At 69.7% G+C, this 20,660-nt stretch carries 18 protein-coding genes, 1 other RNA gene and 1 pseudogene; 16 read left to right on the top strand and 4 right to left on the bottom strand.

Annotated features, from left to right (window positions below; translation table 11 throughout):
* Positions 1-14: 14 nt before the first annotated feature.
* The 4 genes from ACIG87_RS31170 to ACIG87_RS31155 are packed head-to-tail and all read left to right on the top strand — an operon-like array spanning position 15 to position 4,212.
* Positions 15-1,406, top strand: a complete 1,392-nt coding sequence (locus tag ACIG87_RS31170; protein WP_396855197.1) for a DUF1501 domain-containing protein — start codon at positions 15-17, stop codon at positions 1,404-1,406.
* On the top strand, positions 1,403-2,824 hold the full coding sequence (locus tag ACIG87_RS31165) for a ferric reductase-like transmembrane domain-containing protein (protein ID WP_396855196.1): 1,422 nt from the start codon (positions 1,403-1,405) through the stop codon (positions 2,822-2,824). Before ACIG87_RS31170 ends, ACIG87_RS31165 begins: the two co-directional genes overlap by 4 nt.
* Before the next feature lie 13 nt (positions 2,825-2,837).
* The gene (locus ACIG87_RS31160; RefSeq protein ID WP_396855195.1) at positions 2,838-3,440 is read left to right on the top strand and encodes an FMN-binding protein; all 603 of its coding nucleotides are present in this window, start codon (positions 2,838-2,840) and stop codon (positions 3,438-3,440) included.
* A 49-nt stretch (positions 3,441-3,489) separates the two neighbouring features.
* Entirely contained in the window at positions 3,490-4,212 is a 723-nt protein-coding gene (locus tag ACIG87_RS31155) for an FAD:protein FMN transferase (protein ID WP_396855214.1), read from the top strand.
* Between the two features lie 496 nt (positions 4,213-4,708).
* On the opposite strand, the gene ACIG87_RS31150 is transcribed toward ACIG87_RS31155, so the two are convergent.
* Positions 4,709-5,380: a bifunctional DNA primase/polymerase gene (locus ACIG87_RS31150; RefSeq protein WP_396855194.1), complete on the bottom strand. Its 672-nt coding sequence runs from the start codon at positions 5,378-5,380 to the stop codon at positions 4,709-4,711.
* A 251-nt stretch (positions 5,381-5,631) separates the two neighbouring features.
* On the opposite strand from ACIG87_RS31150, the gene ACIG87_RS31145 reads away from it, so the two are divergent.
* The 7 genes from ACIG87_RS31145 to mctP all read left to right on the top strand — a co-directional run bounded on the left by ACIG87_RS31145 (position 5,632) and on the right by mctP (position 12,485).
* The gene (locus ACIG87_RS31145; RefSeq protein ID WP_396855193.1) at positions 5,632-6,858 is read left to right on the top strand and encodes a helix-turn-helix domain-containing protein; all 1,227 of its coding nucleotides are present in this window, start codon (positions 5,632-5,634) and stop codon (positions 6,856-6,858) included.
* A 16-nt stretch (positions 6,859-6,874) separates the two neighbouring features.
* On the top strand, positions 6,875-7,456 hold the full coding sequence (locus ACIG87_RS31140) for a flavoprotein (RefSeq protein WP_396855192.1): 582 nt from the start codon (positions 6,875-6,877) through the stop codon (positions 7,454-7,456).
* Positions 7,457-7,546: 90 nt separating this feature from the next.
* On the top strand, positions 7,547-8,377 hold the full coding sequence (locus tag ACIG87_RS31135; protein WP_396855213.1) for a Nif3-like dinuclear metal center hexameric protein: 831 nt from the start codon (positions 7,547-7,549) through the stop codon (positions 8,375-8,377).
* A complete protein-coding gene (locus ACIG87_RS31130) occupies positions 8,374-9,111 on the top strand; it encodes a zinc ribbon domain-containing protein (RefSeq protein WP_396855191.1) in 738 nt (245 codons plus the stop codon). Before ACIG87_RS31135 ends, ACIG87_RS31130 begins: the two co-directional genes overlap by 4 nt.
* A 4-nt stretch (positions 9,112-9,115) precedes the next feature.
* On the top strand, positions 9,116-10,330 hold the full coding sequence (locus tag ACIG87_RS31125; RefSeq protein WP_396855190.1) for a bifunctional RNase H/acid phosphatase: 1,215 nt from the start codon (positions 9,116-9,118) through the stop codon (positions 10,328-10,330).
* 198 nt (positions 10,331-10,528) lie between these two features.
* On the top strand, positions 10,529-10,771 hold the full coding sequence (locus ACIG87_RS31120) for a DUF3311 domain-containing protein (RefSeq protein ID WP_396855189.1): 243 nt from the start codon (positions 10,529-10,531) through the stop codon (positions 10,769-10,771).
* Positions 10,772-10,829: 58 nt separating this feature from the next.
* Positions 10,830-12,485: a monocarboxylate uptake permease MctP gene (gene mctP, locus ACIG87_RS31115; RefSeq protein WP_396855212.1), complete on the top strand. Its 1,656-nt coding sequence runs from the start codon at positions 10,830-10,832 to the stop codon at positions 12,483-12,485.
* A 575-nt stretch (positions 12,486-13,060) separates the two neighbouring features.
* Here the strand turns inward: mctP and ACIG87_RS31110 are convergent.
* On the bottom strand, positions 13,061-13,540 hold the full coding sequence (locus ACIG87_RS31110; RefSeq protein ID WP_396855188.1) for a MarR family winged helix-turn-helix transcriptional regulator: 480 nt from the start codon (positions 13,538-13,540) through the stop codon (positions 13,061-13,063).
* 69 nt (positions 13,541-13,609) lie between these two features.
* On the opposite strand from ACIG87_RS31110, the gene ACIG87_RS31105 reads away from it, so the two are divergent.
* Entirely contained in the window at positions 13,610-14,842 is a 1,233-nt protein-coding gene (locus tag ACIG87_RS31105) for an MFS transporter (RefSeq protein ID WP_396855187.1), read from the top strand.
* Between the two features lie 52 nt (positions 14,843-14,894).
* On the opposite strand, the gene ACIG87_RS31100 is transcribed toward ACIG87_RS31105, so the two are convergent.
* Positions 14,895-15,656, bottom strand: a complete 762-nt coding sequence (locus ACIG87_RS31100) for a sulfite exporter TauE/SafE family protein (RefSeq protein ID WP_396855186.1) — start codon at positions 15,654-15,656, stop codon at positions 14,895-14,897.
* Positions 15,657-15,858: 202 nt separating this feature from the next.
* Here ACIG87_RS31100 and rnpB point away from each other — a divergent pair.
* Positions 15,859-16,277, top strand: an RNA gene (rnpB, locus tag ACIG87_RS31095) — RNase P RNA component class A.
* 73 nt (positions 16,278-16,350) lie between these two features.
* Here the strand turns inward: rnpB and ACIG87_RS31090 are convergent.
* Positions 16,351-16,725, bottom strand: coding sequence for a hypothetical protein (locus ACIG87_RS31090; RefSeq protein ID WP_396855185.1), 375 nt, complete (start codon positions 16,723-16,725; stop codon positions 16,351-16,353).
* 468 nt (positions 16,726-17,193) lie between these two features.
* Between ACIG87_RS31090 and ACIG87_RS31085 the strand changes: the two are divergent.
* From ACIG87_RS31085 to ACIG87_RS31075, 3 genes and pseudogenes are all read left to right on the top strand, one after another.
* Positions 17,194-17,400: pseudogene (locus ACIG87_RS31085) on the top strand (HNH endonuclease); the annotation flags it as partial.
* An 18-nt stretch (positions 17,401-17,418) separates the two neighbouring features.
* Positions 17,419-19,104 carry a DEAD/DEAH box helicase gene (locus tag ACIG87_RS31080; RefSeq protein WP_396855211.1) on the top strand — a complete coding sequence of 562 codons (1,686 nt, stop codon included), beginning with the start codon at positions 17,419-17,421 and terminating at the stop codon, positions 19,102-19,104.
* Entirely contained in the window at positions 19,101-20,438 is a 1,338-nt protein-coding gene (locus ACIG87_RS31075; RefSeq protein WP_396855184.1) for a hypothetical protein, read from the top strand. The genes ACIG87_RS31080 and ACIG87_RS31075 overlap by 4 nt, the downstream gene beginning before the upstream one ends.
* Positions 20,439-20,660 lie beyond the last annotated feature (222 nt).

Genomic DNA, 20,660 nt, shown 5'->3' with positions numbered 1-20,660 from the left:
CGATGGAGAAGCCGGTGACGCACCCGATGGAGAAGACCGTGCACGCGTTCCCCCTGCACCCCGAATGCCCCGACCTGCGCCGGCTCGCCGACAACCCGGCCGAGGCGCTGCTGCGCGCCGAGGCCGACGTCGTCGCCGCCGAGAACGCCGCCGAGGCCGACCGCTACCGCCGGCTGGAGGAGCTGGAGGAGGCACAGCAGGACGGGCGCGGGGTGACCCGGCGGACCTTCGTCGCCGGTGCCGCCGCCACCGCCACCGCGCTGGCCACCGCCCAGTTCGTCACCACCTCGGCGTCCTTCGCGGCGACGAAGACCGGCACCCTGATCCACGTCTTCCTCTACGGCGGGCTGGACGGGCTGAGCCTGGTCGCCCCGGCCGACGACCCGGTGCTGGCCAGGTCCCGGCCCGATCTGCTGCTCGGTGACGACTCGCTGGCCCTGGGTCGGGGCTTCAAGCTGACCAGCGCCTTCGCCCCGCTGGAGAAGTGGCTCAGGGCCGGTCAGCTCGGCTTCGTCCCGGCGGTCTCCGACGAGCGGCTGTCCCGCAGCCACTTCCAGGCCGCCGACGCCTGCAACCTGGGCGGCCTGCCCAGCGAGACCGGCGGCCGGGGCTGGCTGGACAGCCTGGTCGACTCCCTCGGCAAGGGCACCGCGTTCCGCAGCGTCGGCATCGGCAGCACGCTGCCCCGTTCGCTGGTCGGCAACAACGGCGCGCTCTCCCTCAACAGCGTCGGCTCGCTGCGGCTCAACGGTGACGACAGGTACCGGGCGGCCACCGAGAAGGCGATCCGGGGCCTGTTCACCGGGATCAACCACCCCGTCGAGGAGGCGGTGATCGAGGGGATGGGCGCGCTGTCGACCGCCCAGAAGCTCGCCGCCAAGCCGTACCAGCCGGCCGAGGGCGTCACGTACGAGGGCGTCGGGTACGCCTTCCAGCAGCTCGCCCAGCTGATCAAGGGCGGGGCGAACGTCCGGGTGGCCACGGTCGGCATGGGCGGCTACGACACCCACGAGAACCAGGGCACCCGCTCCGGCGGTCAGCTGCACCGGCGGCTCGGCGAGCTGGCGACCGCGATGGCCGCCTTCTTCACCGACCTGGGTGACCGGGCCGCCGACGTCACGATCATGGTGTCCAGCGAGTTCGGCCGCCGGGTCGCCTCCAACGGCGGCGGCACCGACCACGGCCACGGCGGGGTGGTGACCATCCTGTCCGGTCGCAAGCTCGCCGGCTCGCTGCTGGGCACCTGGGACGGATTGAGCGATCTGGACTCGGGCGACGTACCTGAGTACAACAACATGTTCAATGTCTACGGTGCGGTGGCGCAGGGCCGGTTCGGGCTGACCACCGCGCAGGTGGACAAGATCTTCCCGAGGAAGAAGTTCACCCCCATGAAGCTCTACGCGTGACCTATCAGGACATGCCCGCCACCGGCCGTCGTACCGGGGATCCGTCCCCGTCCGGCGGCCGTTCGGCTGCGTCCGTACCCCCGCCACCGGCCCTGCCGCGTCGCGGTTCCGGTGGCCGGCGGGTGGTGTCCGGGCTGTTCTGGTCGGGCCTGGTGGCCGCCGTGCTGCCGTGGTGGCTCGACACCCCGGCCGGTTCGCTGGCCGGCACCGCCGACCTGCTCACCGCGGCCGGGCGGGTCACCGGCCTGGTCGCCGGCTACCTGCTGCTGGTGCAGGTGCTGATGATGAGCCGCCTCGGTCTGCTGGAGCGCGGGGTCGGCGGCGAGCGGCTGTCCCGGGTGCACCGTGACCTGGGCGCCACCCTGCTGGTGGCGGTGCTGGCCCACCTGTCGCTGCTGGTGGTCGGCTACGCGCGGACGCAGGGCAATTCGGTCACCGCCCAGGTGGGGGTGCTGCTGAGCGACTTCGACGACATGGTCTCCGCCTTCGTCGCGGCCGGCATCCTGCTGCTCGTCGGCGGCACCGGCATCCGGGCGATCCGCCGGGCCATGCCCTATGAACTCTGGTACCACCTGCACCTGACCAGCTACCTGGCGCTGCTGCTCGGCTTCGGCCACCAGTTCAGCAACGGCGCGCAGCTCTTCCCACCCGGTCCGGTCCGCACCGGCTGGCTCGCCGGCTACCTGCTGGTGGCCGCCGCCCTGGTCTGGGGCCGGCTGGTCGCGCCGCTGCTGCTCAACCTGCGGCACCGGCTGCGGGTGGCCGACGTGGTGGCGGAGAGCCCGGACACCGTCTCGATCTACCTGACCGGCCGCCGCCTCAACCAGCTCGACCTGCTCGGCGGGCAGTACCTGCGCTGGCGGTTCCTGACCCGGGGCTGCTGGTGGCAGTCGCACCCGTTCTCGCTCTCCGCCGCGGCGAACGGCCGTTGGCTGCGGCTGACCGTCAAGGTGGTCGGCGGGCACACCGGCGACCTGCGCGACCTCGACCCCGGCACCCGGGTCTGGGTGGAGGGCCCCTCCGGCACCTTCACCGCCGCGCACCGCACCCGGGAACGGGCCCTGCTGATCGCCGGCGGCAGCGGCATCGGCCCGCTGCGGGCGATGCTGGAGGAACTGCCGCCCGGCGCGGCCCTGATCTACCGGGCCCGCACCCCGGCCGACGTGCTGCTGCACCACGAGTTGGACTGGCTGGCCCAGGCCCGGCAGACCGCCGTCTGGTACGTCATCGGTTCGCGGGACGATGCCGGCCCCCGGCAGGTCATGAGCCCGGACGGGCTGTGCCGGCTGGTGCCCGACCTGACCCGCCGCGACGTGTACCTGTGCGGGCCGGAGGGCCTGGTCGACCAGTCGGTGCGGGTGCTCCGCCAGGCCGGTGTGCCCCGCCGGCAGATCCACCTCGCCCCGTTCGAGCTGTAGAAAGGCACCTGACATGCGTCGCGCGCTTCTCGCGATCACCGGGCTGGCCGCCGGCACCACCGCCCTGGTGGTGCTCAAGGGCGCCCCGGGAGCCAGCCAGGTCGCCCAGAACCTGCCGGCCGGCGTACCGGTCGGGACACCCGGGGAGATCGGCCCGGCCACCCCCGGCACGGCACCGGACCGGACCACCGTGACGACCCGGCCGACCGGCCGACCCGACGCCACCGCGAGCCGTACCCCGGGCGCGGGCCGGACCACCACCGGCGGTGCCGGCAGCAGCGGTACGCGGAGCACCCAGGCCGCCCCGAGGACCACCTCCGCCGCGCCGAAGTCGACCACCCGCAAGATCACCGGCCCGGTGGTCGCCACCGAGTTCGGCAACGTGCAGGTGCAGATCACCGTCTCCGGCTCGAAGATCGTCAATGCGGTGGCCCTGGAGCTACCCCAGGGCGGCCAGTCCGACCTGCGTAGCAACCGGGTGGACGACGCCTACAGCGGCACCTCGGGGATCGTGGTGCGCCAGCAGAGCGCCAATCTGGACACCATCTCCCAGGCGACCGCCACCAGCAACGGCTACAAGCAGTCGTTGCAGGCCGCGCTCGACCGGGCCCGCTGACATGGCCGCGTCACCGACCCGGCCCGGCCTGCGCCGGGTCGAACAGGTCATGGGTACGGCGATCAGCCTCGACCTCGCCGACGACCTGCCCGCCGCCACCCTGCGCGAACTGGCCGACGACACGTTCCGCTGGTTGCGCGAGGTCGACGCCCGGTTCACCACCTACCGCGACGACAGCGAGGTCGGTCGCTTCGGCCGGGGCGAGCTGCTGCTGTCCGAGGCGTCGGCGGACCTGCGCGCGGTGCTGGCCCGCTGCGCCGACCTGTGGGGCGACACCGACGGCTACTTCGACGCGTACGCCACCGGACGGCTGGACCCCTCCGGCTACGTGAAGGGCTGGTCGGCCCAGGTCGCCTCGGACCGGCTGCTGGCCGCCGGGGCGGTCGACCACTGCCTCAACGCCGGCGGCGACATCCGGGTACGCGGGCACTCGTCGTCCGGGCAACCGTGGCGGATCGGCGTCCGGCATCCCTGGGACGCGGACGCCACCTGTCTGGTGCTCACCGGCACCGACCTGGCGATCGCCACCTCGGGCGTCTACGAGCGGGGCCACCACGTCCTCGACCCCCGTCGGGGCGAGCCGGCCCGGGGCCTGCGCTCGGTCACCGTGGTCGGCCCGGACCTGGGCGTCGCCGACGCGTACGCCACGGCGGCGGTGGCGATGGGCGTGGCCGGCATCGGCTGGCTCGACCGGCTGCCCGGTCACCTGCACGCGGTGGTCACCGACGACGGCCGGCTGCTGCGCTCCACCGCCCTGCCGCTGGCCGGCTGACCGACCCTGTCGAAGAACGTGGTGCAGGGTCAGTGGATGGTGCCCGTCGGTGGACGACGCGGGGCGCGCAGGTGTCGGCGCTCACCTGGCGGCGCGGTTCACCCTGCCGCGCAGGGTCACCTTGCCGTGTGGGATCACCTTGTCGTACAGGGTCACCCTGCCGGGCAGGGGCACCTCGGGGTATGGGGTCACCTCGCGGTGCGTTGGGTGCCGGCCGGACGGGAGCCGGCCGGCCGGGGTCGGCCCGGTCGGGAGCCGGCGGGCCGGGTGTCCGACCAGTGGCGGGGTCGCCGTCGGTGCGGCGGTTCGGTGCCGCCGGTGTGCCGCATCTCGTCGTCCCTGGCCATGTCGTACCCCCGCTCCGGTGGCGCGTCCGCGCCGTCGTGGTGTGCAACGAGTCCGGCGTCGACGGGGACGCTGGCGGGAACCCGACCCCGCCCCCGCCGTGATCCGACCTGCTCCGGCACCGTGACCGGCGCCTGCCCCGGCGCCGTGGTCAGTGGCCCCGCCGAGGAAGCGGGAGCTGGCCGGGCAGCAGCTCCGGGGTCAGCGTCACCCCGTCGGCCCGTAACGCCTCGATCAGGGTGTTCTGCAGCAGGTACGAGTCGGGCAGCTGCCAGCGGGCCTGCTCCGGGGCGACCGCCCAGCGCACCGGGCCCTCGGGCAGTCGGGTGGGCGGGGCCGGTATCCACGACCCGGTCCCGTGCCGCACCACGTGGAAACAGTGCTCCAACTCGGGGCGGAGCGGGTCACCGGGGCGGACCAGGAACATCCACCGTCCGGTCGGGGTCACCACCACCGGACCCCGGACACCCGGGCCGGCCGGGTGGCCGGGAACCGCGTCGAGCAGTCGTCGGCCCAGCTGCGCCGACACCTCCAGCACGTCGAAGGCGCGGCCAGTGGGCAGCAGCACCCCGTGCGGGCGGCTGCGCCACCAGGTGGCCACCCGGGCCGGGTCGGTGCTCGCCCCGCGCTCCCAGTTCTCCAGGGCGGGATGGCAGCCGACGGTGGGGCAACCGGCCCGGCCGCACACGAAGCGGCTGCGCGCCAGGCAGGCGCCGGGGGTCACCTCCCAGCCGTGCACCGCGTACCGCACCGCGATCCGGCGCAGCCGGACCCGTTCGATCGGTGACAGCTGGGCGACCCGCGGCCCGACGTTCCCCCACATGTCCCGTGCTCTCCTCTCACTTCGACCGGTCACCGCCACCCCTCACGTCGAGCGCCGTCACTGTCTCGACCCGGGATCGTTGACCTGACGAACGGCTCGTGCAACTTGCACGAAAAGTACGAGAGCTGACTGTACGGCTGACGTACACCCTGTGCGACCAGCGAATACCTGGAACGGACGGATCGGAAGCGCCCAGTGTGTGGGTCGTCCGGAGCCCGGCCGGACGACCGACGAAAGAGGAACGGGAGAAGATGGACGAGCTTCCGATAGGGCGACGGGTGGCCTACTGGCGCGGGCGGCGCAAGATGTCCCAGCAGGTCTTCGCCGACCGACTCGGCAAGTCCAAGAGCTGGGTCGACAAGGTCGAACGCGGGGTGCGCCGGCTGGACAAGTTCTCCGTCCTGTACGAGATCGCCGTCATCCTCCGGATCGACGTGCAACTGCTGCTCGGCAAGGACCCGGAACGGCGTACCGACGCGCTCAACTGCATCGACCAGATCGAGGTGCAGGAGATCCGGGCCGCGCTGGAGCAGTACGCCTCGATGACCGCGTACTTCGACGCCGTGTCGTACCCGCCGCCCCTGTTCGACATGCGCAAGGCCGTCAAGCACGCCTGGCTCACCTACCAGTACGGCCGCTACGGCATGCTCACCCGGGCACTGCCGAAGCTGCTGCGCGAGGCCCAGGCGGCCGACGCCGGCTACGACGGTGAACAGGCCAGGGAGGCCGCCCACCTGCTCGGGCAGGTCTACCAGATCGCCTCCTCGGTGCTGCGCAAACTGGGTGAGTGCGAGCTGGCCTGGTTGGCCGCCGACCGGTCGATGGCGGTCGCCCAGCGCGCCGACGACCAGCTGCTGGCCGGCGTCGCCACCGCCCGGGTCTGCAACGCGCTGGTGGCGATGGGCCGGGCCCGCCCCGCCCTGGAGCTGAACGTCAGCATCGCCAACCGGCTCGCCCCCGGCGGCATGAACGACAGCGCGCCGGAACGGCTCTCCGTCTACGGCATGCTGCTGTTGCAGGGCGCGATGGCAGCCGCCCGCTTCGGTGACTCGGACGCCGTCGAGGAGCTGTTCCACGGGGCCCACGAGGCGGCCGTCGTACTGGGCAGCGACCAGAACCACTACTGGACCTCGTTCGGCCCGACGAACCTGGAGCTGCACCGGGCCGCCGCCGCGGTGGAGCTGGGCGACGGTGGGCGGGCGGTGGAGATCCACCTGCGCATCCCCGAGCCGAGCTTCAACGGGCTGCTGCCCGAGCGGCGGGCCCACCACCTGCTCGACATCGCCCGGGGTTACGCACAGCTCGGTGACGTCGCCAAGGCGGGGGAGATGCTGCTGCGCGGCGACCGGCTCGCCCCGTCGGAGATCCGTTGCCGGCCGATCGCGCACGAGGTGATGTCCGACGTGCTGCGTCGCACACGGGGTGCGTTGCCCGCGCCGCTGGCGGAGTTGGCTGAGCAGATGGGAGTCGGAGTATGAACGCGGCGCCGGTCCGATGAGCGGCGGCCCGCACCAGAGCAGTGAGCACCCCGCGGTGCTCTACGTCATCGCCTGCGGTTCGCCGCTGGCCCGTCACCTCGATCGTCTCGTCGACCTGGCCCAGGACGACGGCTGGGAGGTCTGCGTCATCACCACGCCCGACGGGGCGAAGTTCGTGGACCGGGCAGCGTTGGCCCGGCAGACCGGGCATCCGGTGCGTACCCACTACAAGCACCCGGGCGACCCGGACCTGCTGCCCCCGGCCGACGCGATGGTGGTCTGCCCGGCCACCGTCAACACGGTCAACAAGTGGGCGGCGGGGATCACCGACACCCTGGCCCTGGGCCTGCTGGTCGAGGGGCAGGGCAAGGGGGTGCCGGTGGTGGTGGTGCCGTTCACCAACGCGGCGATGGCCGGGCATCCGGCCTTCCAGGCCGGCCTGGCACGGCTCCGCGAGTGGGGCGCCACGGTCCTCTTCGGCGACCATGTGTACCCGCTGCACCCGCCCGGTACGGGGGAACGGCACCTGCACACCTTTCCGTGGGAGGCGGCGGTGGCGGCCCTGCCGGACCGGTCCCGGGCCGCCTCGGCCGCCTGACCCGGCCGACGGGCGTGGGCGTGGCCGCCGGTGCGCGCCGGTAAGCTGCCGGCCGTGAGCACAACCGCGTCCCCGCCGTCCGTCGCCGACGTGGTGGCCGAACTGGATCGGCGTTATCCGCCCGCTTGGGCCGAGGAGTGGGACCGGGTCGGTCTGGTGCTCGGTGAGCCCACCGACCCGGTCCGCCGGGTCTTCGGCACGGTGGACGTCGTCCCCGAGACGGTCGCCGAGGCCCTCGCCGCCGGTGCCGACCTGATCGTCGCGCACCACCCGTTGCTGCTGCGCGGCGTCTCCTCGGTCGCCCCGACCACCTGGAAGGGGCGGATCGTGCACGACCTGATCCGCGCCGGGGTGGCCCTGTACGTGGCGCACACCAACGCCGACGTCGCCGCGCCGGGCGTCTCCGACGCGCTGGCCGCCCGGTTCGGGCTGACCGGCCTGCGTCCCCTCCAGCCGCCCGCGCCGGGTGCCCCGGCCGCCGGCGCCGGCCGGGGCATCGGTCGGGTCGGTGAGCTGCCCGCCCCGCTGACGCTTGCCGAGTTGACCCGGCACGCCGCCGCTGTCCTGCCTGCCACCGTCTGGGGGGTTCGCGCCGGAGGCGATCCCGGGCGTATCGTGCATACCCTCGCGGTCAGCGGCGGCTCGGGCGACGGTTTCCTGGCTGCGGCTACCGCCGCCGGGGCGGACGCGTTCCTCACCTCCGACCTGCGGCACCATCCCGCCGGTGAGCACCTCGCCGCCGGTGGGCCCGCCCTGCTGGACGCCGCACACTGGGCGACCGAACGACCCTGGCTGGACGACGTGGCCGCCCACCTGCGGGCCGGCTTCGGCGTCGAGACCGTGGTGTCCGACCTGGACACCGACCCGTGGACCGTGCACGCCGCCGCACCCGCGATGGACGACAAGGAGCCCCGACCGTGAAGGCTGAACCCCAGGTCCAGCGCCGCCTGCTCGATCTTCAGGCGATCGACACCACCCTCGCCCAGCTCGCCCACCGCCGCCGGTCGCTGCCCGAACGGGCCGAGCTGGAAGGGCTGGCCCGAGAGCTGTCCGCGCTGGAGGACGAGCGGGTCCGCGCCCAGGTCGCCGTGGACGACCTGGACCGGGACATCGCCCGGCTGGAGAAGGACATCGACCAGGTTCGGGCCCGCAAGGACAAGGACGAGGCCCGGCTGGCCAGCGGCAGTGGGCCGGCCCGCGAACTGGAGGCGCTCCAGCACGAGCTGGTCTCCCTCAACCGCCGCCAGGGTGACCTGGAGGATGCCGAGCTGGAGCTGATGGAGCAGCGGGAGACGGCGCAGGCCACCCTCGACGGGATCGAGGCCCGGCTCACCGAGACCCGGGACCGGCGGGCCGCGGTCGAGCAGCGCCGCGACGACAGCCTCGCCGCCATCGCCAAGGAGGAGGAGTTCAAGAAGGGCGCGCGCAAGCCGCTCGCCGCCGACCTCCCCGTCGACCTGGTGACCCTGTACGACAAGATCCGCGAGGACACCGGCCTCGGCGCGGCGCTGCTCACCGCGGGCCGCTGCGGCGGTTGCCGGTTGGAGCTGTCCGGCGCGGACCTGTCCCGGATCCGCAAGTCGGCCCCGGACGAGGTGGTCCGCTGCGAGGACTGCCGGCGGATCATGGTGCGTACCAACGAGTCGGGGCTGTAGCCCGGTGGCGGTGCGCGCGGTCGTCATCGAGGCCGACGGCGGGTCCAGGGGCAACCCCGGGCCGGCCGGCTACGGTGCCGTGGTCCGGGATCCGGCGTCCGGCGAGGTGCTGCTGGAGCGCGCCGAGTCGATCGGGACGGCCACCAACAACGTGGCCGAGTACCGGGGCCTGATCGCCGGGTTGGAGGCCGCCGCCGAGTTGGGCGCGGTCGAGGTCGACGCCCGGATGGACTCAAAGCTGGTGGTCGAGCAGATGTGCGGCCGGTGGCAGATCAAGCATCCGGGGCTGCGTCCGCTCGCCGCACGGGCCGCCGCGCTGGTCGACCGCTTCGACACCGTCCGGTTCAGTTGGATTCCCCGGGAGCGCAACCGGCACGCCGACGCCCTGGCGAACGCGGCGATGGACGCCGCCGCCGCAGGTAAGACCGCCTGGTCGGTGGCCGCGCCGACCGGTGCCGCGCCGGCCCCGCCGGTGGCGGGTGCGCACTCGCCGGCTCGGGCGCAGGCCCGCGAGGTGGCCGCCCGCGCCGCCACCCGGACCGCCGGCACCGACCCGGCGACCACCCGGGCGTCCTGGGAGCCCCGGCCGAGCTTCACCGCCACCCGGCTGATCCTGGTGCGGCACGGTGCGACCGAGTGGACCGTGCAGCACCGCTACGCCGGCCGCGCCGACGTGCCGCTGTCGGAGTCCGGCCAGGCCCAGGCACAGGCCACCGCCGCCCGGGTGGCCGCGCTGGCCCCGTCCGTCGCGGCCGTGCTCAGCTCCCCGCTGTCCCGGTGTACGGCCACCGCCGAGGCGATCGCCGGGGCCCTCGGCGACCTGCCGGTACGCCGGCAGGACGACTGGATCGAGTGCGACTTCGGCGACTGGGACGGCCACACCTTCGCCGAGGTACGGGACCGGTGGCCCGGCGAGTTGGACGCCTGGCTCGCCTCCACCCGGGTCGCCCCGCCGGGCGGTGAGTCGTTCACCGAGGTCGGGCAGCGGGTCGACCGGGCTATGGTGGCGCTGCGGGAGGCGTACCCCGGGGAGACCGTGGTGGTCGTCTCGCACGTCTCGCCGATCAAGCTGGCGTTGCGCGACGCCCTCGCCGCCAGCGACGCCTTCCTGCACCGGCTCTATCTGGACGCGGCCGGCATTTCGGTGCTCGACATGTGGCCCGACGGCGGGATCGCGGTCCGCTCGGTCAACGACACCGCCCACCTCCCGGCCCGCTGACCCGGGTCGTCTGTCGGCCGCCCCGGTGGCTCCCGGTCCGGGGTCGACGGATGTCGATGCGTCGGCCGTCCGCTCCGCCATTCGGCGCAGGCGGGCGGCCGTTGGGCGCATCGCCGAGCGCCGATCGAACGTGAGCGGGTTCACCGGGTCGTAGCGTCCGGCCGTTACTGGCCGGCACGACTACCGGAGGTGGGTCAGATGACCGCTCCCGAACCGGAGACGCCGCGAACGGCGTCGTCCAGGGCGAAGGATCACAGCCCCTGGAACTGGTTGCTCTTCATCCCGATCGTGGTGCCGCTGATCCCGGCACTGTTCAACGCGGACGCGCCCCGGCTGTTCGGCTTCCCGCGTTTCTACTGGCTGCAACTGGTCTGGATCCTGCTCGGGGTGACCACCACCACGCTGGTCTACCAGATGACCAAGAAGCGGGGGTCCCGGTGAGCGCGAGGAGTGAGCCGGTGTTGCGAGCCCCGCAGTCGCGAACGAAGGAGGGTTCGTGATGTGGCGTGAGCACCTGACCGAGATCATCGTCTTCTCGGTGCTCTTCCTGCTGGTCAGCGGGATGGGTTTCGTGGCGGCCCGGTGGCGGGCGCCGAAGGACATGGCGCACCTCGACGAGTGGGGGCTGGGCGGGCGCAGCTTCGGCGGCTGGATCACCTGGTTCCTGGTCGGCGGTGACCTCTACACGGCGTACACGTTCGTGGCGGTGCCGGCGCTGATGTTCGGGGCGGGCGCGGCCGGGTTCTTCGCCGTGCCGTACACGATCGTCATCTACCCGCTGGTGTTCCTGGTGCTCTGCCGGCTCTGGTCGGTGTCGCACCGGTACGGCTTCGTCACCCCGGCCGACTTCGTCCGCCGCCGGTTCGACTCGCCGGTGCTGGCCCTGCTGATCGCCATCACCGGCATCGTCGCGACCATGCCGTACATCGCGTTGCAGCTGGTCGGCATCGAGGCGGTGTTGAAGACCATGGGGGTCACCGGGGACAGCGCGGTGGCCCGGCACCTGCCGATCATCATCGCCTTCGCGATCCTGGCCGCCTACACCTACCAGTCCGGGTTGCGGGCCCCGGCGCTGATCGCGTTCGTGAAGGACAGCCTGATCTACATCGTCATCCTGGTGGCGGTGATCTATCTGCCGTACAAGCTGGGGGGTTGGGGCTCGATCTTCGACGCCGCGGACGCGAAGTTCGCCGCCTCACCGAACCCGAACGACGGGATCCTGCTCAACGCCGACAACCAGCTCCAGTACGTCACCCTGGCCTTCGGTTCGGCGCTGGCGCTGTTCCTCTACCCGCACAGCATCACCGGCGTGCTGGCCAGCCGGAACCGGGACGTGATCAAGCGGAACATGTCGGCGTTGCCGGCGTACAGCCTGCTGCTCGGGTTGATCGCGCTGCTCGGCTTCATGGCCATCGCGGCCGGAGTGAAGCCGCTGCCCGGGGCGAAGGAGGGCACGGTCGACAGCAACACGGTGGTGCCGGTGCTCTTCGACCAGCAGTTCCCGGACTGGTTCGCCGGGGTGGCGTACGCGGCGATCGGCATCGGCGCGCTGGTGCCGGCGGCCATCATGTCGATCGCGGCGGCGAACCTGTTCACCCGCAACATCTACAAGGAGTACCTGAAGCGGGACGCCAGTCCGGCTCAGGAGGCGAACGTCTCGAAGGTCACCTCGCTGGTGGTGAAGGTCGGCGCGGTGGCCTGCATCGTCTTCCTGGACCCGCAGTTCTCCATCGACCTGCAACTCATCGGCGGCGTGATCATCCTCCAGACGCTGCCGGCGGTGGCGCTGGGCCTCTACACCCGCTGGTTCCACCGGGGCGCGCTGATCGCCGGCTGGGCGGCCGGCATGGGGCTGGGCATGTGGATGCTCTACCAGATCCCCAACCCCACGACGCAGCGCGCGCACTTCGGCGGCTCGGCCTTCCCGCTGTCCGACTTCGGCTTCGACACCAAGAAGACGATCTACGTCGGCATCGTCGCGGTGCTGGTGAACCTGGTGGTGGCTGCGCTGGTCACGCTGGCGCTGCGGGCGGCGAAGGTGGCGGAGGGCGTGGACGGCACCACCCCCGACGACTACTTCGCCGACGAGGGCGACCCGCGTGTCACCCCCGGCCCCGACCGGGACGCCGACTCGGCCCGCGAACCGGTCGCCTGACCCCCTGTTCCGCCCGGGGTCTGGCCCGGTTCGGGGTCTGGCCTGGTCCGGTCTGGTCCGGGGCCTGCTCCGGTCCGAGGTCTGCCCTGCTCCGGGGCCTGCCTCGGTCTGGGGTCTGGCCTGGTCCGGGGTCTGGTCTGGGCTCTGTCCTGGGTCTGAGGTCTGGCCCGGCCGGGGTCTGCGTGTCGGGTCCTGGGCGGGCTCGACCGCGGTGCGGAGGACCAGCCCTGGTCGATGTACCTCCTCCGGGCGCTATAGAGCTGATGACGTCAACGAATCGCGGTGCAGGTGTCGGCCGGGCGCTATGGAGCTGATGACGTCAACGAATCGCGGTGCCGGTGTCGCGGCTCCGCCTGAAAAGGGTCGGGGCGGCGTTGACAGCCGGCACACCTGATTCGTTCGCGTCATCAGCTCCATAGCGCCCGAACACGTCCAGGTACCCCGGGTGCGGTGCCATCGGTCCGTGCCCACCCGCCCCAGGCGCCTGCCCGGTCCGTGCCCCATCCGCAAGGCGCGTGCCATCGGTCCATGGGGGGAGGGGACGTCGGTGAACCGCCGCAGGGGGCAGCTCCGGGTCAACGGCGGCGGGTGCGGGATTCCAGGGCCTGGTTGAGCCGACCCAGCAGGGTGGCCAGGGCATCCCGGTCGTCGGTGGTCCAGTCGGCCAGGATGTCGCCGTAGAGCCGGACCCGGGCGGCCTGGACGGCGGCCATCCGGTGCAGCCCGGCGGGGGTGGGGGAGACCACCGTGCCCCGGCCGTCGGCCGGGTCGGGGGCACGGGCGATCAGGCCGTCGCGTTGCAGCGCCGACACCTGGCGGGTCACCGTGGAGCCGTCCAGGTTGAGCCGGGCGGCCAGCGCGGAGACGTTCTGCGGGCCGGTGGCGTCCAGGTGCCGCAGGATCACGTACGCCGCCCGGTCGAGGACCCTGTGCTCGGCGCTGCCGGTGGCCCGGCGGGTGGCCTCGCCCAGCCGCATCAACAGGGCGACCTCGGTCTCGATCCGGCCGAGGGTGGCCTCGCCCGGGTCCGTTCCCGTCGTGCGGTCGTCGCTCATGACTGTATGATACAACGGAATTAACTGTACGATACAGCTATCTGCGGCTTCGGCCTGACAGGAGGCGGAGTGGATCGGCATACCGAACCCCACCGCAGTGCCATCTACGCCACCACGCTGGTGGCCTTCCTCGCCATCGCCGGCATCGCTGTGGTGGACCCCATCCTGCCCGCCATCGGCGCGGCGATCGGGGTCACCGCCTGGCAGGTCGAACTGCTCTTCACCGCGTACATCGCGGTGATGGCGGTCGGGATGATCCCGGCGACCCTGGCCAGCGGGAAGTTCGGCTTCAAGCCGGTGCTCGTCACCGGCGTCTCGGTGGTCGGCCTGGCCGCCATCGCCGCCTCGTTCAGCAACGACATCGTGCAACTGTCGGTGCTGCGCGGCGTCTGGGGGCTGGGCAACGCGATGTTCTTCGCCACCGCCATGGTGGTGCTGGTCAACCTCGCCAACGACCGGGAGTGGGTGGTCGGCCTCTTCGAGACCGCGCTCGGCCTCGGGTTCGCGGTCGGCCCGCTGATCGGCGGGCTGCTCGGGGAGGTCAGCTGGCGACTGCCGTTCTTCGTCTGCGGCGTGTTCATGGTGTTCGCCCTGCTCGTGGCCGCCCGCAGGCTCCGCGAGCCGACCAACCGGCAGGCACCCGTACGAGTGGGGCAGATCTTCGCCACCTACCGCCGGCCGGCGTTCGTCACCCTCTGCGTGGTCACCGCCGCGTACAACTTCGTCTTCTTCGTGGTGCTCGGCTACACGCCGCTCTTCCTCGGCCTCGACGTCATCCCGCTCGGCCTCGCCTTCACCGGCTGGGGTCTCGGCCTGGCCGCCGGCATCCTGCTGATCGGCCACCGGCTGGCCCACCGGATCGGCGCGGTGCAGACCGTCGGCGTGGCCCTCGTCGGCCTACTGGTCTGCATGGTCCTCTTCGCCACCTCGGGCAGCACCGCCGGGTCGCTGGTGGTGCTGGTCCTCGCCGGCCTGTGCATGGGCCTGGCCAACGCCAACCTCACCGACCTGGCCCTCGGCCTGGGCTCCGGTGACCGTCGGGTCGCCACCGGGGCGTTCAACCTGGTGCGCTGGGGGGCCGCCGCGCCCGCCCCGATCCTCTCCGGCAAGCTCGCCGAGCACGGCCTGGCGCTGCCGTTCTGGGTCGGCTTCGGAGTGCTCGCCGTCGGCCTGCTGGTCTACCTGGCCTTCGCGCACCTGATGGCCGCCGGCTACGGCGAACGGGTGCTCTGGTCCCGCTGGAACCGGGCCGCCCGGCAGGCCGAGCACGCCCCCGAGGAACCGGTCGGTGAGGCGTACTGAAGTCGATCGCGTCGCCGGGATCGCCGCCCCGCGATCCTGGTGACGCGGCTGCTCAGCCCAGCGCCCGCCAGAGCAGGTAGAGGCCGATCGCCGTACCGAAACAGACGATCAGCGACCTGAGCACCACCGGCGGCAACCGGCGGACCAGCCGGGCCCCCACGTACCCGCCGACCAGGGTGGCCGGTGCGACCACCGCGACCGCCGCCCAGTTCACCGGCCCGAACAGGGCGAACACCACCAGCGTGGTCAACCCCACCACGGCGGAGAGCAGGTTCTTCACCGCCGACACCCGGGCCAGCGTCGCGTCCAGCACCAGGGCCAGGCCGGCCACCAGCATCACCCCCAGCGCCGCGCCGAAGTAGCCGCCGTACACCGTGCCGACCGCGACCATCGCCTGCACCGTGAGGGTACGGCGGCGCGGGCCCAGCTCGGCCGGGTGGCCGACCAGCCGGCGCAGCGGCCCCTGGAAGGCCAGCACCGCGGTGGCCCCGAGCACCAGGAACGGCACCACCAGCTCGAACGCCCGCGCCGGGGTGGCCAGCAGGAGCAGACAGCCGACACCCGTGCCGAGCACCGCCGTCGGCAGCAACGGCCACAGCGTCCGCCGGGGAGGCAGGTCCACCCGGCTGCCCGCCACACTCGCCACGTAGCCGGGGAAGACCGACACGGAGTTGCTGACATTGGCCGCGACAGGCGGCAGGCCCACCGCGATCAGCGCCGGGAAGGTGATCAGGGAACCGCCGCCGGCCGCCGCGTTCACCGTGCCCGCAGCGAGACCGGCGACGAGCAGCAGCAGGGCGTCGGAGAGATCCATGGTGCCGAAAGGCTAGTACGCCCTGATCAGGCCCCTCCGACCGCGTCGGCCAGGTGTCATTCCTGTCTCTTCGTACGGCGCTGTTCTGTCCCTGGCGAGCTTTCCTGGGCACCTCCGTTCCACCTCGTGCGCACGGTCCGGCGCGTGGGGCGGGGTGGAATCGGCGTGGGAGGCCGCGTCGTTAGGATGGGAGCGCGACGGACGAGTCGACCGGGCGGTCGCGTCGGTGGGTTCCGGCCCGCCGCCGAGGAACGTCCGGACTCCACAGGGCAGGGTGGTTGCTAACGGCAACCCGGGGTGACCCGCGGGACAGTGCCACAGAAAACAGACCGCCGGCCCCGATCGGGGCCGGTAAGGGTGAAACGGTGGGGTAAGAGCCCACCAGCACCCCGGGTGACCGGGGTGGCTCGGTAAACCCCACCCGGAGCAAGGCCAAGCAAGGGCCGTCACCGCAAGATGACGACCCGGCGCAGACGCTTGAGGGCTGCCCGCCCGATGTCTGCGGGTAGGCCGCAGGAGCCTGTCGGCAACGGCAGGCCGAGATGGATGGCCGCCGCCGGTGCGTGTCCCGCGAGGGGTACGCATCGCGCACAGAATCCGGCGTACAGGTCGACTCGTCCGTCGCCCACCAGCTCACAGCCGTGATCATGGCTCTGAGCTGGTTCTATGTCCGGGCGTCGATGGTCGTTCTTGGTCAACTCTGGTCGGCGTTTGACGCCCTGTGGACGCCCTGACGCCCTGGAGACGCCCTGAGTGCCGGCTCAGCGGGGCGGGTATCCGGAAGCGCTATCGACACCCCTCCGGGGCCTGCCCTGGCGGGCGCGCTCTCGACTCGGGCGACGTCGGCTTCCGGGATCTTTGCTACGAGGACTTCGACAAAGCCGGGGCTGGGGGATGGCGGCTGTGAGGTCACCTCAAGTTCGCGAAGCTCGTCGGGAGACGCCTCGACCAGGACGGTGAAGAGGTAGTGACTGTTCTCCACCCGGAAGGCATCCGCCCACAGATCGATGACGGCACCGCTGCTGAGTTCGATGTTCCAGCGGGACGGCGGGCCTGCGGCGTATCGCACGGCGCGTCAGCGTACTAGCTGCGGCGGGCGAACGGTGTCCATCGACGGGCCGGTGGCAAGCCAGTCCCGGGGTTGGACTGGCGCGGCAGCCGGAAGCCCCGACCCCGCGACTAGGCCGACCCCGCCGGCTTCCGTCACGGCCTCGCTGGGCTTGGTCCCTCTGGTCGGTGGGGCGGTGTCCCGGCGGCTGTCGGCGGCTTATCGCCCCGGTGCCGTAGGCGTCCGGGGCGGCTTGCCGCCGGCCGGGCTTGCCGCCCCCGCACCGCGCGGAGCGCGGTGCCTTGATCCATAACAGAAGAAATCGGCAGTACAAGAGGTGCGGGGAGTCGGATCTCCGACGAGCGTCCGTCAATCGTCGGGCAGACGTGGCAAGACCTGCGGTTCCTCTTCAAGGATGTGCTCAAACTTCTAGCCTCCGCTGCTAGCGATGACCGATTTTGTCGGTAGCCCTCGATACCCTCTGGGGCTATGGCGAAAGGCGCGGGCTCTCGCGATCCACGACGACGGTTCGGCAGTGCTGAGCGGGTTGCACTCTTCCTCTCGTCTGATGGTCGCTGCGTCAGCTGCGGTGATCAGCTTCCGCGCGGGTGGCATGGCGACCATGTCGAGGCGTGGTCCTTGGGCGGCGCAACAGACGTTACCAACGGCCAGGCTCTTTGTCCGAAATGCAACTTGAAGAAGGGTAAGGGGTCAATGTCGGATGCATCTGGTCTCCGAGAGTGGCAGCAAGAAGCCCGAGAGTTCTACCACAGCCGAAATGGCGGTCCTGGACAGAACTTCTTGGTCGTCGCTACACCCGGCGCCGGAAAAACCACATTCGCATTGACGATTACGCAGGACCTTATAGCCCAAGGGGCCGCCCGAAACCTAGTCGTGGTCGTTCCAACTTCTCACCTGAAGCAGCAGTGGGCGCGAGCGGCCCATCGAATGGGCATCCAACTTGATGACACGTTCGTTAACGGGAATGCCGCTGTAGGCTCCGATTTCGACGGCGTGGTAGCCACTTACCATACGATTGCAGCAGCGCCGCTCCTTTGGCGAAGGCTTTGCTCGCGTCGCCCTACTCTTGTAATTTTCGACGAAATCCACCACGCAGGCGATGGAGAAAACCTGACTTGGGGGCAAGCCCTTAAGGAAGCCTTCGAGCCTGCCGGTAGGCGACTTCTCCTGTCCGGCACGCCATTCCGGAGCGACGCCAAACCAATACCTTTCGTTGAATACGAAAGTGGCCGTGCCGTGCCGGGCTATAACTACGACTACGGTATGGCTCTGGCAGACGGGGGAGTTGTTCGTCCCGCCGTCTTTCCCGCTATGGATGGAAAGTCGCACTGGCGTCGAGCTGGCGAGCACCAGACAACCTCGATCTCGTTGGCTGACACTGATGAGAAAACGGTTCCTCCCGCACTTCGGGCGGCTTTGGACCCGACGAAAGACTGGATTCCTTCAGTCCTTAGAGAGGCTAATGCGGCGTTGAATCTGGCGCGGATAGATGTGCCCGATGCTGGGGGATTAGTAGTGGCGAGCGATCAAAACGCTGCCCGCGCTTATGCCTCTATCCTTGAGTCGATAACAGGAGAGCGGCCATCCGTAGCAACATCCGATGACCCTGAGGCTTCCAAGGTTATTAAGGACTTTTCTACAGCCGGTTCCCGGTGGATAGTCGCGGTTCAGATGGTGGCCGAGGGGGTAGATATTCCTCGGCTTGCTGTTGGGGTATACGCCTCCCGTATACGTACTCAGATGTTCTTTATCCAAGTAGTTGGTCGCTTTGTTCGAATGAGGGGCCTAGAGGACGAAACGACGGCTAGAGTATTTATTCCGTCGATCGAACCCCTGCTCAGCTACGCAAAAGATATTGAAAAGACTGTAGATGCAGTGGTCGCTGAGCAAGAAAAGCGAGTGCGGGAGACGCAGGATTCCGGCGATTTTGGCGAACCGCCTGCACTCCTACCACCCATCGAAGTAGTTGGTTCTTCTGCGGCAAGCCATCACGCAACAATCGCGAGCGGCACCTCTATCACTACCGAAGAAAAGACTCGGGCCGAGGCTGTTCTAGCGGCTGCCGGAACGGCTTTGCCCCGGCACACCACGCCAGAGGCAGTGGCTCTTATTCTGCGCCTCGCTGGTGACGTTCCTTCGCCGCCCGAGCAGCGGCAACCTGAACCGAGTAACAACCAAACCCTTTCTGCGCAGAAACTAGACCTGCGTAACCTCATTCAACGTAAGGTCAGCAGGCTGGCTATGGCTCGGGGGGTGCCACATCGGAACATCCACGGGGAGTTGAATAAAATGTTCGGCAATAAGATAGCGCATGCTCCGCTGGAATCTCTTCACAAGCGTTTAGATGTGCTGGACGGCTGGCTTAAGGATATCTCATGACGAACTTAGAAGGAAATGCGGTTTTAGTAAATGTTTTGAGTTCTGCGATTCGGTCTACTGTTAACGGAATGGAAACCGCTCCGGCGCTGATTCGTCGGACGCTTGAGGAGGGGGCTTGGCGTCGTTTCGTTACGCCCCGAGGTGAAGAGGTTGAGCACAACTCAATAGAGTCTTTCATTACTGCCGCGCCGACTTCGGGCCTCGGTCGGTCAATCCCCGATCTTGTTCGCGTTATTGGCGATGATGGTGACGCGCTTGGCCTTTTGGCCCGAGAGCTTGGTGTTCCTATCGACGATTTAGCCAAATCTGCCAACGGAGGGCCGTGGCAAAGCCATATCGATCGTGATGCGCTTGAGTTCGGTGAATATGCTCGTACAGGTGGGTGGTTATTCGGGCTGATGGTTGCCCGTAGTGTGGCGCCTAAGGTATCCGAAAATAGGAAGCGCCGAGGGCTGCCTGGGGCCGGCGCTGGCAGTTCGAAAGTCAGTGCATCTGAATTCGCGTTGAAGGCGGGATGTTCGAAGAACCGTGTGATGCGCTTCTATCGGGCCTGGGTGCGTGCTGCAGCCGCAGGTCTGGTTCCTTCAGCGGATAGCCTAGTTCCGGGTGAGAAAGTCGCTCTGCCCGATCCTGAGGCTTGGTCAGAATACTTCGTGTCGTACGAACAGGGCAGTCCTCGACGTGAGAGCATTGCGAGGCAGGCTCAGCTTGAAGGCATAAGCTACGGGCAGGCTGTCAGAATAGCCGAGCACCCGGGCGCTTTGAGAACCGCCATTTTAGGTGATGGAAAGACGGCAGAAGCTGCTTGTTTGGCCCTGCTCGATCGCGCTGAGGATGATGCTAATATTCAGACTCTTGTGGCTCAGGCAATCGCAAGCATCCCGGAGGTTAAGAAGGCTGTTTCTATCGAGGCGCGAAAGTTCGAGCAAGCGGATTACGTGGAGCAGGTTGTCCGTGAGGGGGTGGCGCGTACTCCCGGTGGGGAGATGGTTAAACTTCCTCATTCCGCTATGGAGAGAATAGCGGAGGCGCTTGCTGAGGTAGGTGATCCGAAGGCGGATCCCGAGAGTGCAAAGGCAGCATACGCGGTTGTTCAGGATGCCGTTTCGATTGTTGTTGAGGAAGACCCCGAAACTCTAGCGCGTGAACGAAAGGCCAAGCTGCGGAAGGTCTTATCCGCCACTGCGAAGAGCATCGACCTGCTGGGTGGCGAGGATCTTCTGTCGGCCGCAGATGACGAGATGCGCGAGAGTATTCTCTCTCTTCAGAGAAAGCTGAACGAGCTTGCGGTTCAACTTGCTAAGTCATCCCCTAAGCGGCTCCGGGCTGTCTGATTGTGCGCTTGTGAACTCCTTTGCGAAAGGACGTATGCCGAAGGATCACTCCCTTCAAATGGCGTAACTGCGTCCCGGCTCGGGTCCTCTTCCTTGGCGGCGAGAGCACCCGCACGCCTGCCGTTAGCCTCGGCCCTTCGGTAAGGGCTGCCCACGGACTGGGCTGAGAACGAAGAAGTGCCTTCTGATCTGGGAAAATAGGGCTTGTCGAGAGTCCCATGT

The sequence above is a fragment of the Micromonospora sp. NPDC051925 genome (genome assembly GCF_044548625.1).
Taxonomy (GTDB): domain Bacteria; phylum Actinomycetota; class Actinomycetes; order Mycobacteriales; family Micromonosporaceae; genus Micromonospora.
Note: the sequence above shows the minus strand (reverse complement) of the source record. Positions and strands in the feature narration are given on the sequence as shown.

Excerpts from the sequence above, each read along its gene's own strand:
- ACIG87_RS31145 (WP_396855193.1), top strand. The coding sequence starts at position 5,632 with ATGGACGAGCTTCCGATAGGGCGACGGGTGGCCTACTGGCGCGGGCGG.
- ACIG87_RS31120 (WP_396855189.1), top strand. The coding sequence starts at position 10,529 with ATGACCGCTCCCGAACCGGAGACGCCGCGAACGGCGTCGTCCAGGGCG.
- ACIG87_RS31100 (WP_396855186.1), bottom strand. The coding sequence starts at position 15,656 with ATGGATCTCTCCGACGCCCTGCTGCTGCTCGTCGCCGGTCTCGCTGCG.
- ACIG87_RS31155 (WP_396855214.1), top strand. The coding sequence starts at position 3,490 with ATGGGTACGGCGATCAGCCTCGACCTCGCCGACGACCTGCCCGCCGCC.
- ACIG87_RS31110 (WP_396855188.1), bottom strand. The coding sequence starts at position 13,540 with ATGAGCGACGACCGCACGACGGGAACGGACCCGGGCGAGGCCACCCTC.
- ACIG87_RS31150 (WP_396855194.1), bottom strand. The coding sequence starts at position 5,380 with ATGTGGGGGAACGTCGGGCCGCGGGTCGCCCAGCTGTCACCGATCGAA.
- ACIG87_RS31140 (WP_396855192.1), top strand. The coding sequence starts at position 6,875 with ATGAGCGGCGGCCCGCACCAGAGCAGTGAGCACCCCGCGGTGCTCTAC.
- ACIG87_RS31160 (WP_396855195.1), top strand. The coding sequence starts at position 2,838 with ATGCGTCGCGCGCTTCTCGCGATCACCGGGCTGGCCGCCGGCACCACC.
- ACIG87_RS31080 (WP_396855211.1), top strand. The coding sequence starts at position 17,419 with ATGTCGGATGCATCTGGTCTCCGAGAGTGGCAGCAAGAAGCCCGAGAG.
- ACIG87_RS31075 (WP_396855184.1), top strand. The coding sequence starts at position 19,101 with ATGACGAACTTAGAAGGAAATGCGGTTTTAGTAAATGTTTTGAGTTCT.
- mctP (WP_396855212.1), top strand. The coding sequence starts at position 10,830 with ATGTGGCGTGAGCACCTGACCGAGATCATCGTCTTCTCGGTGCTCTTC.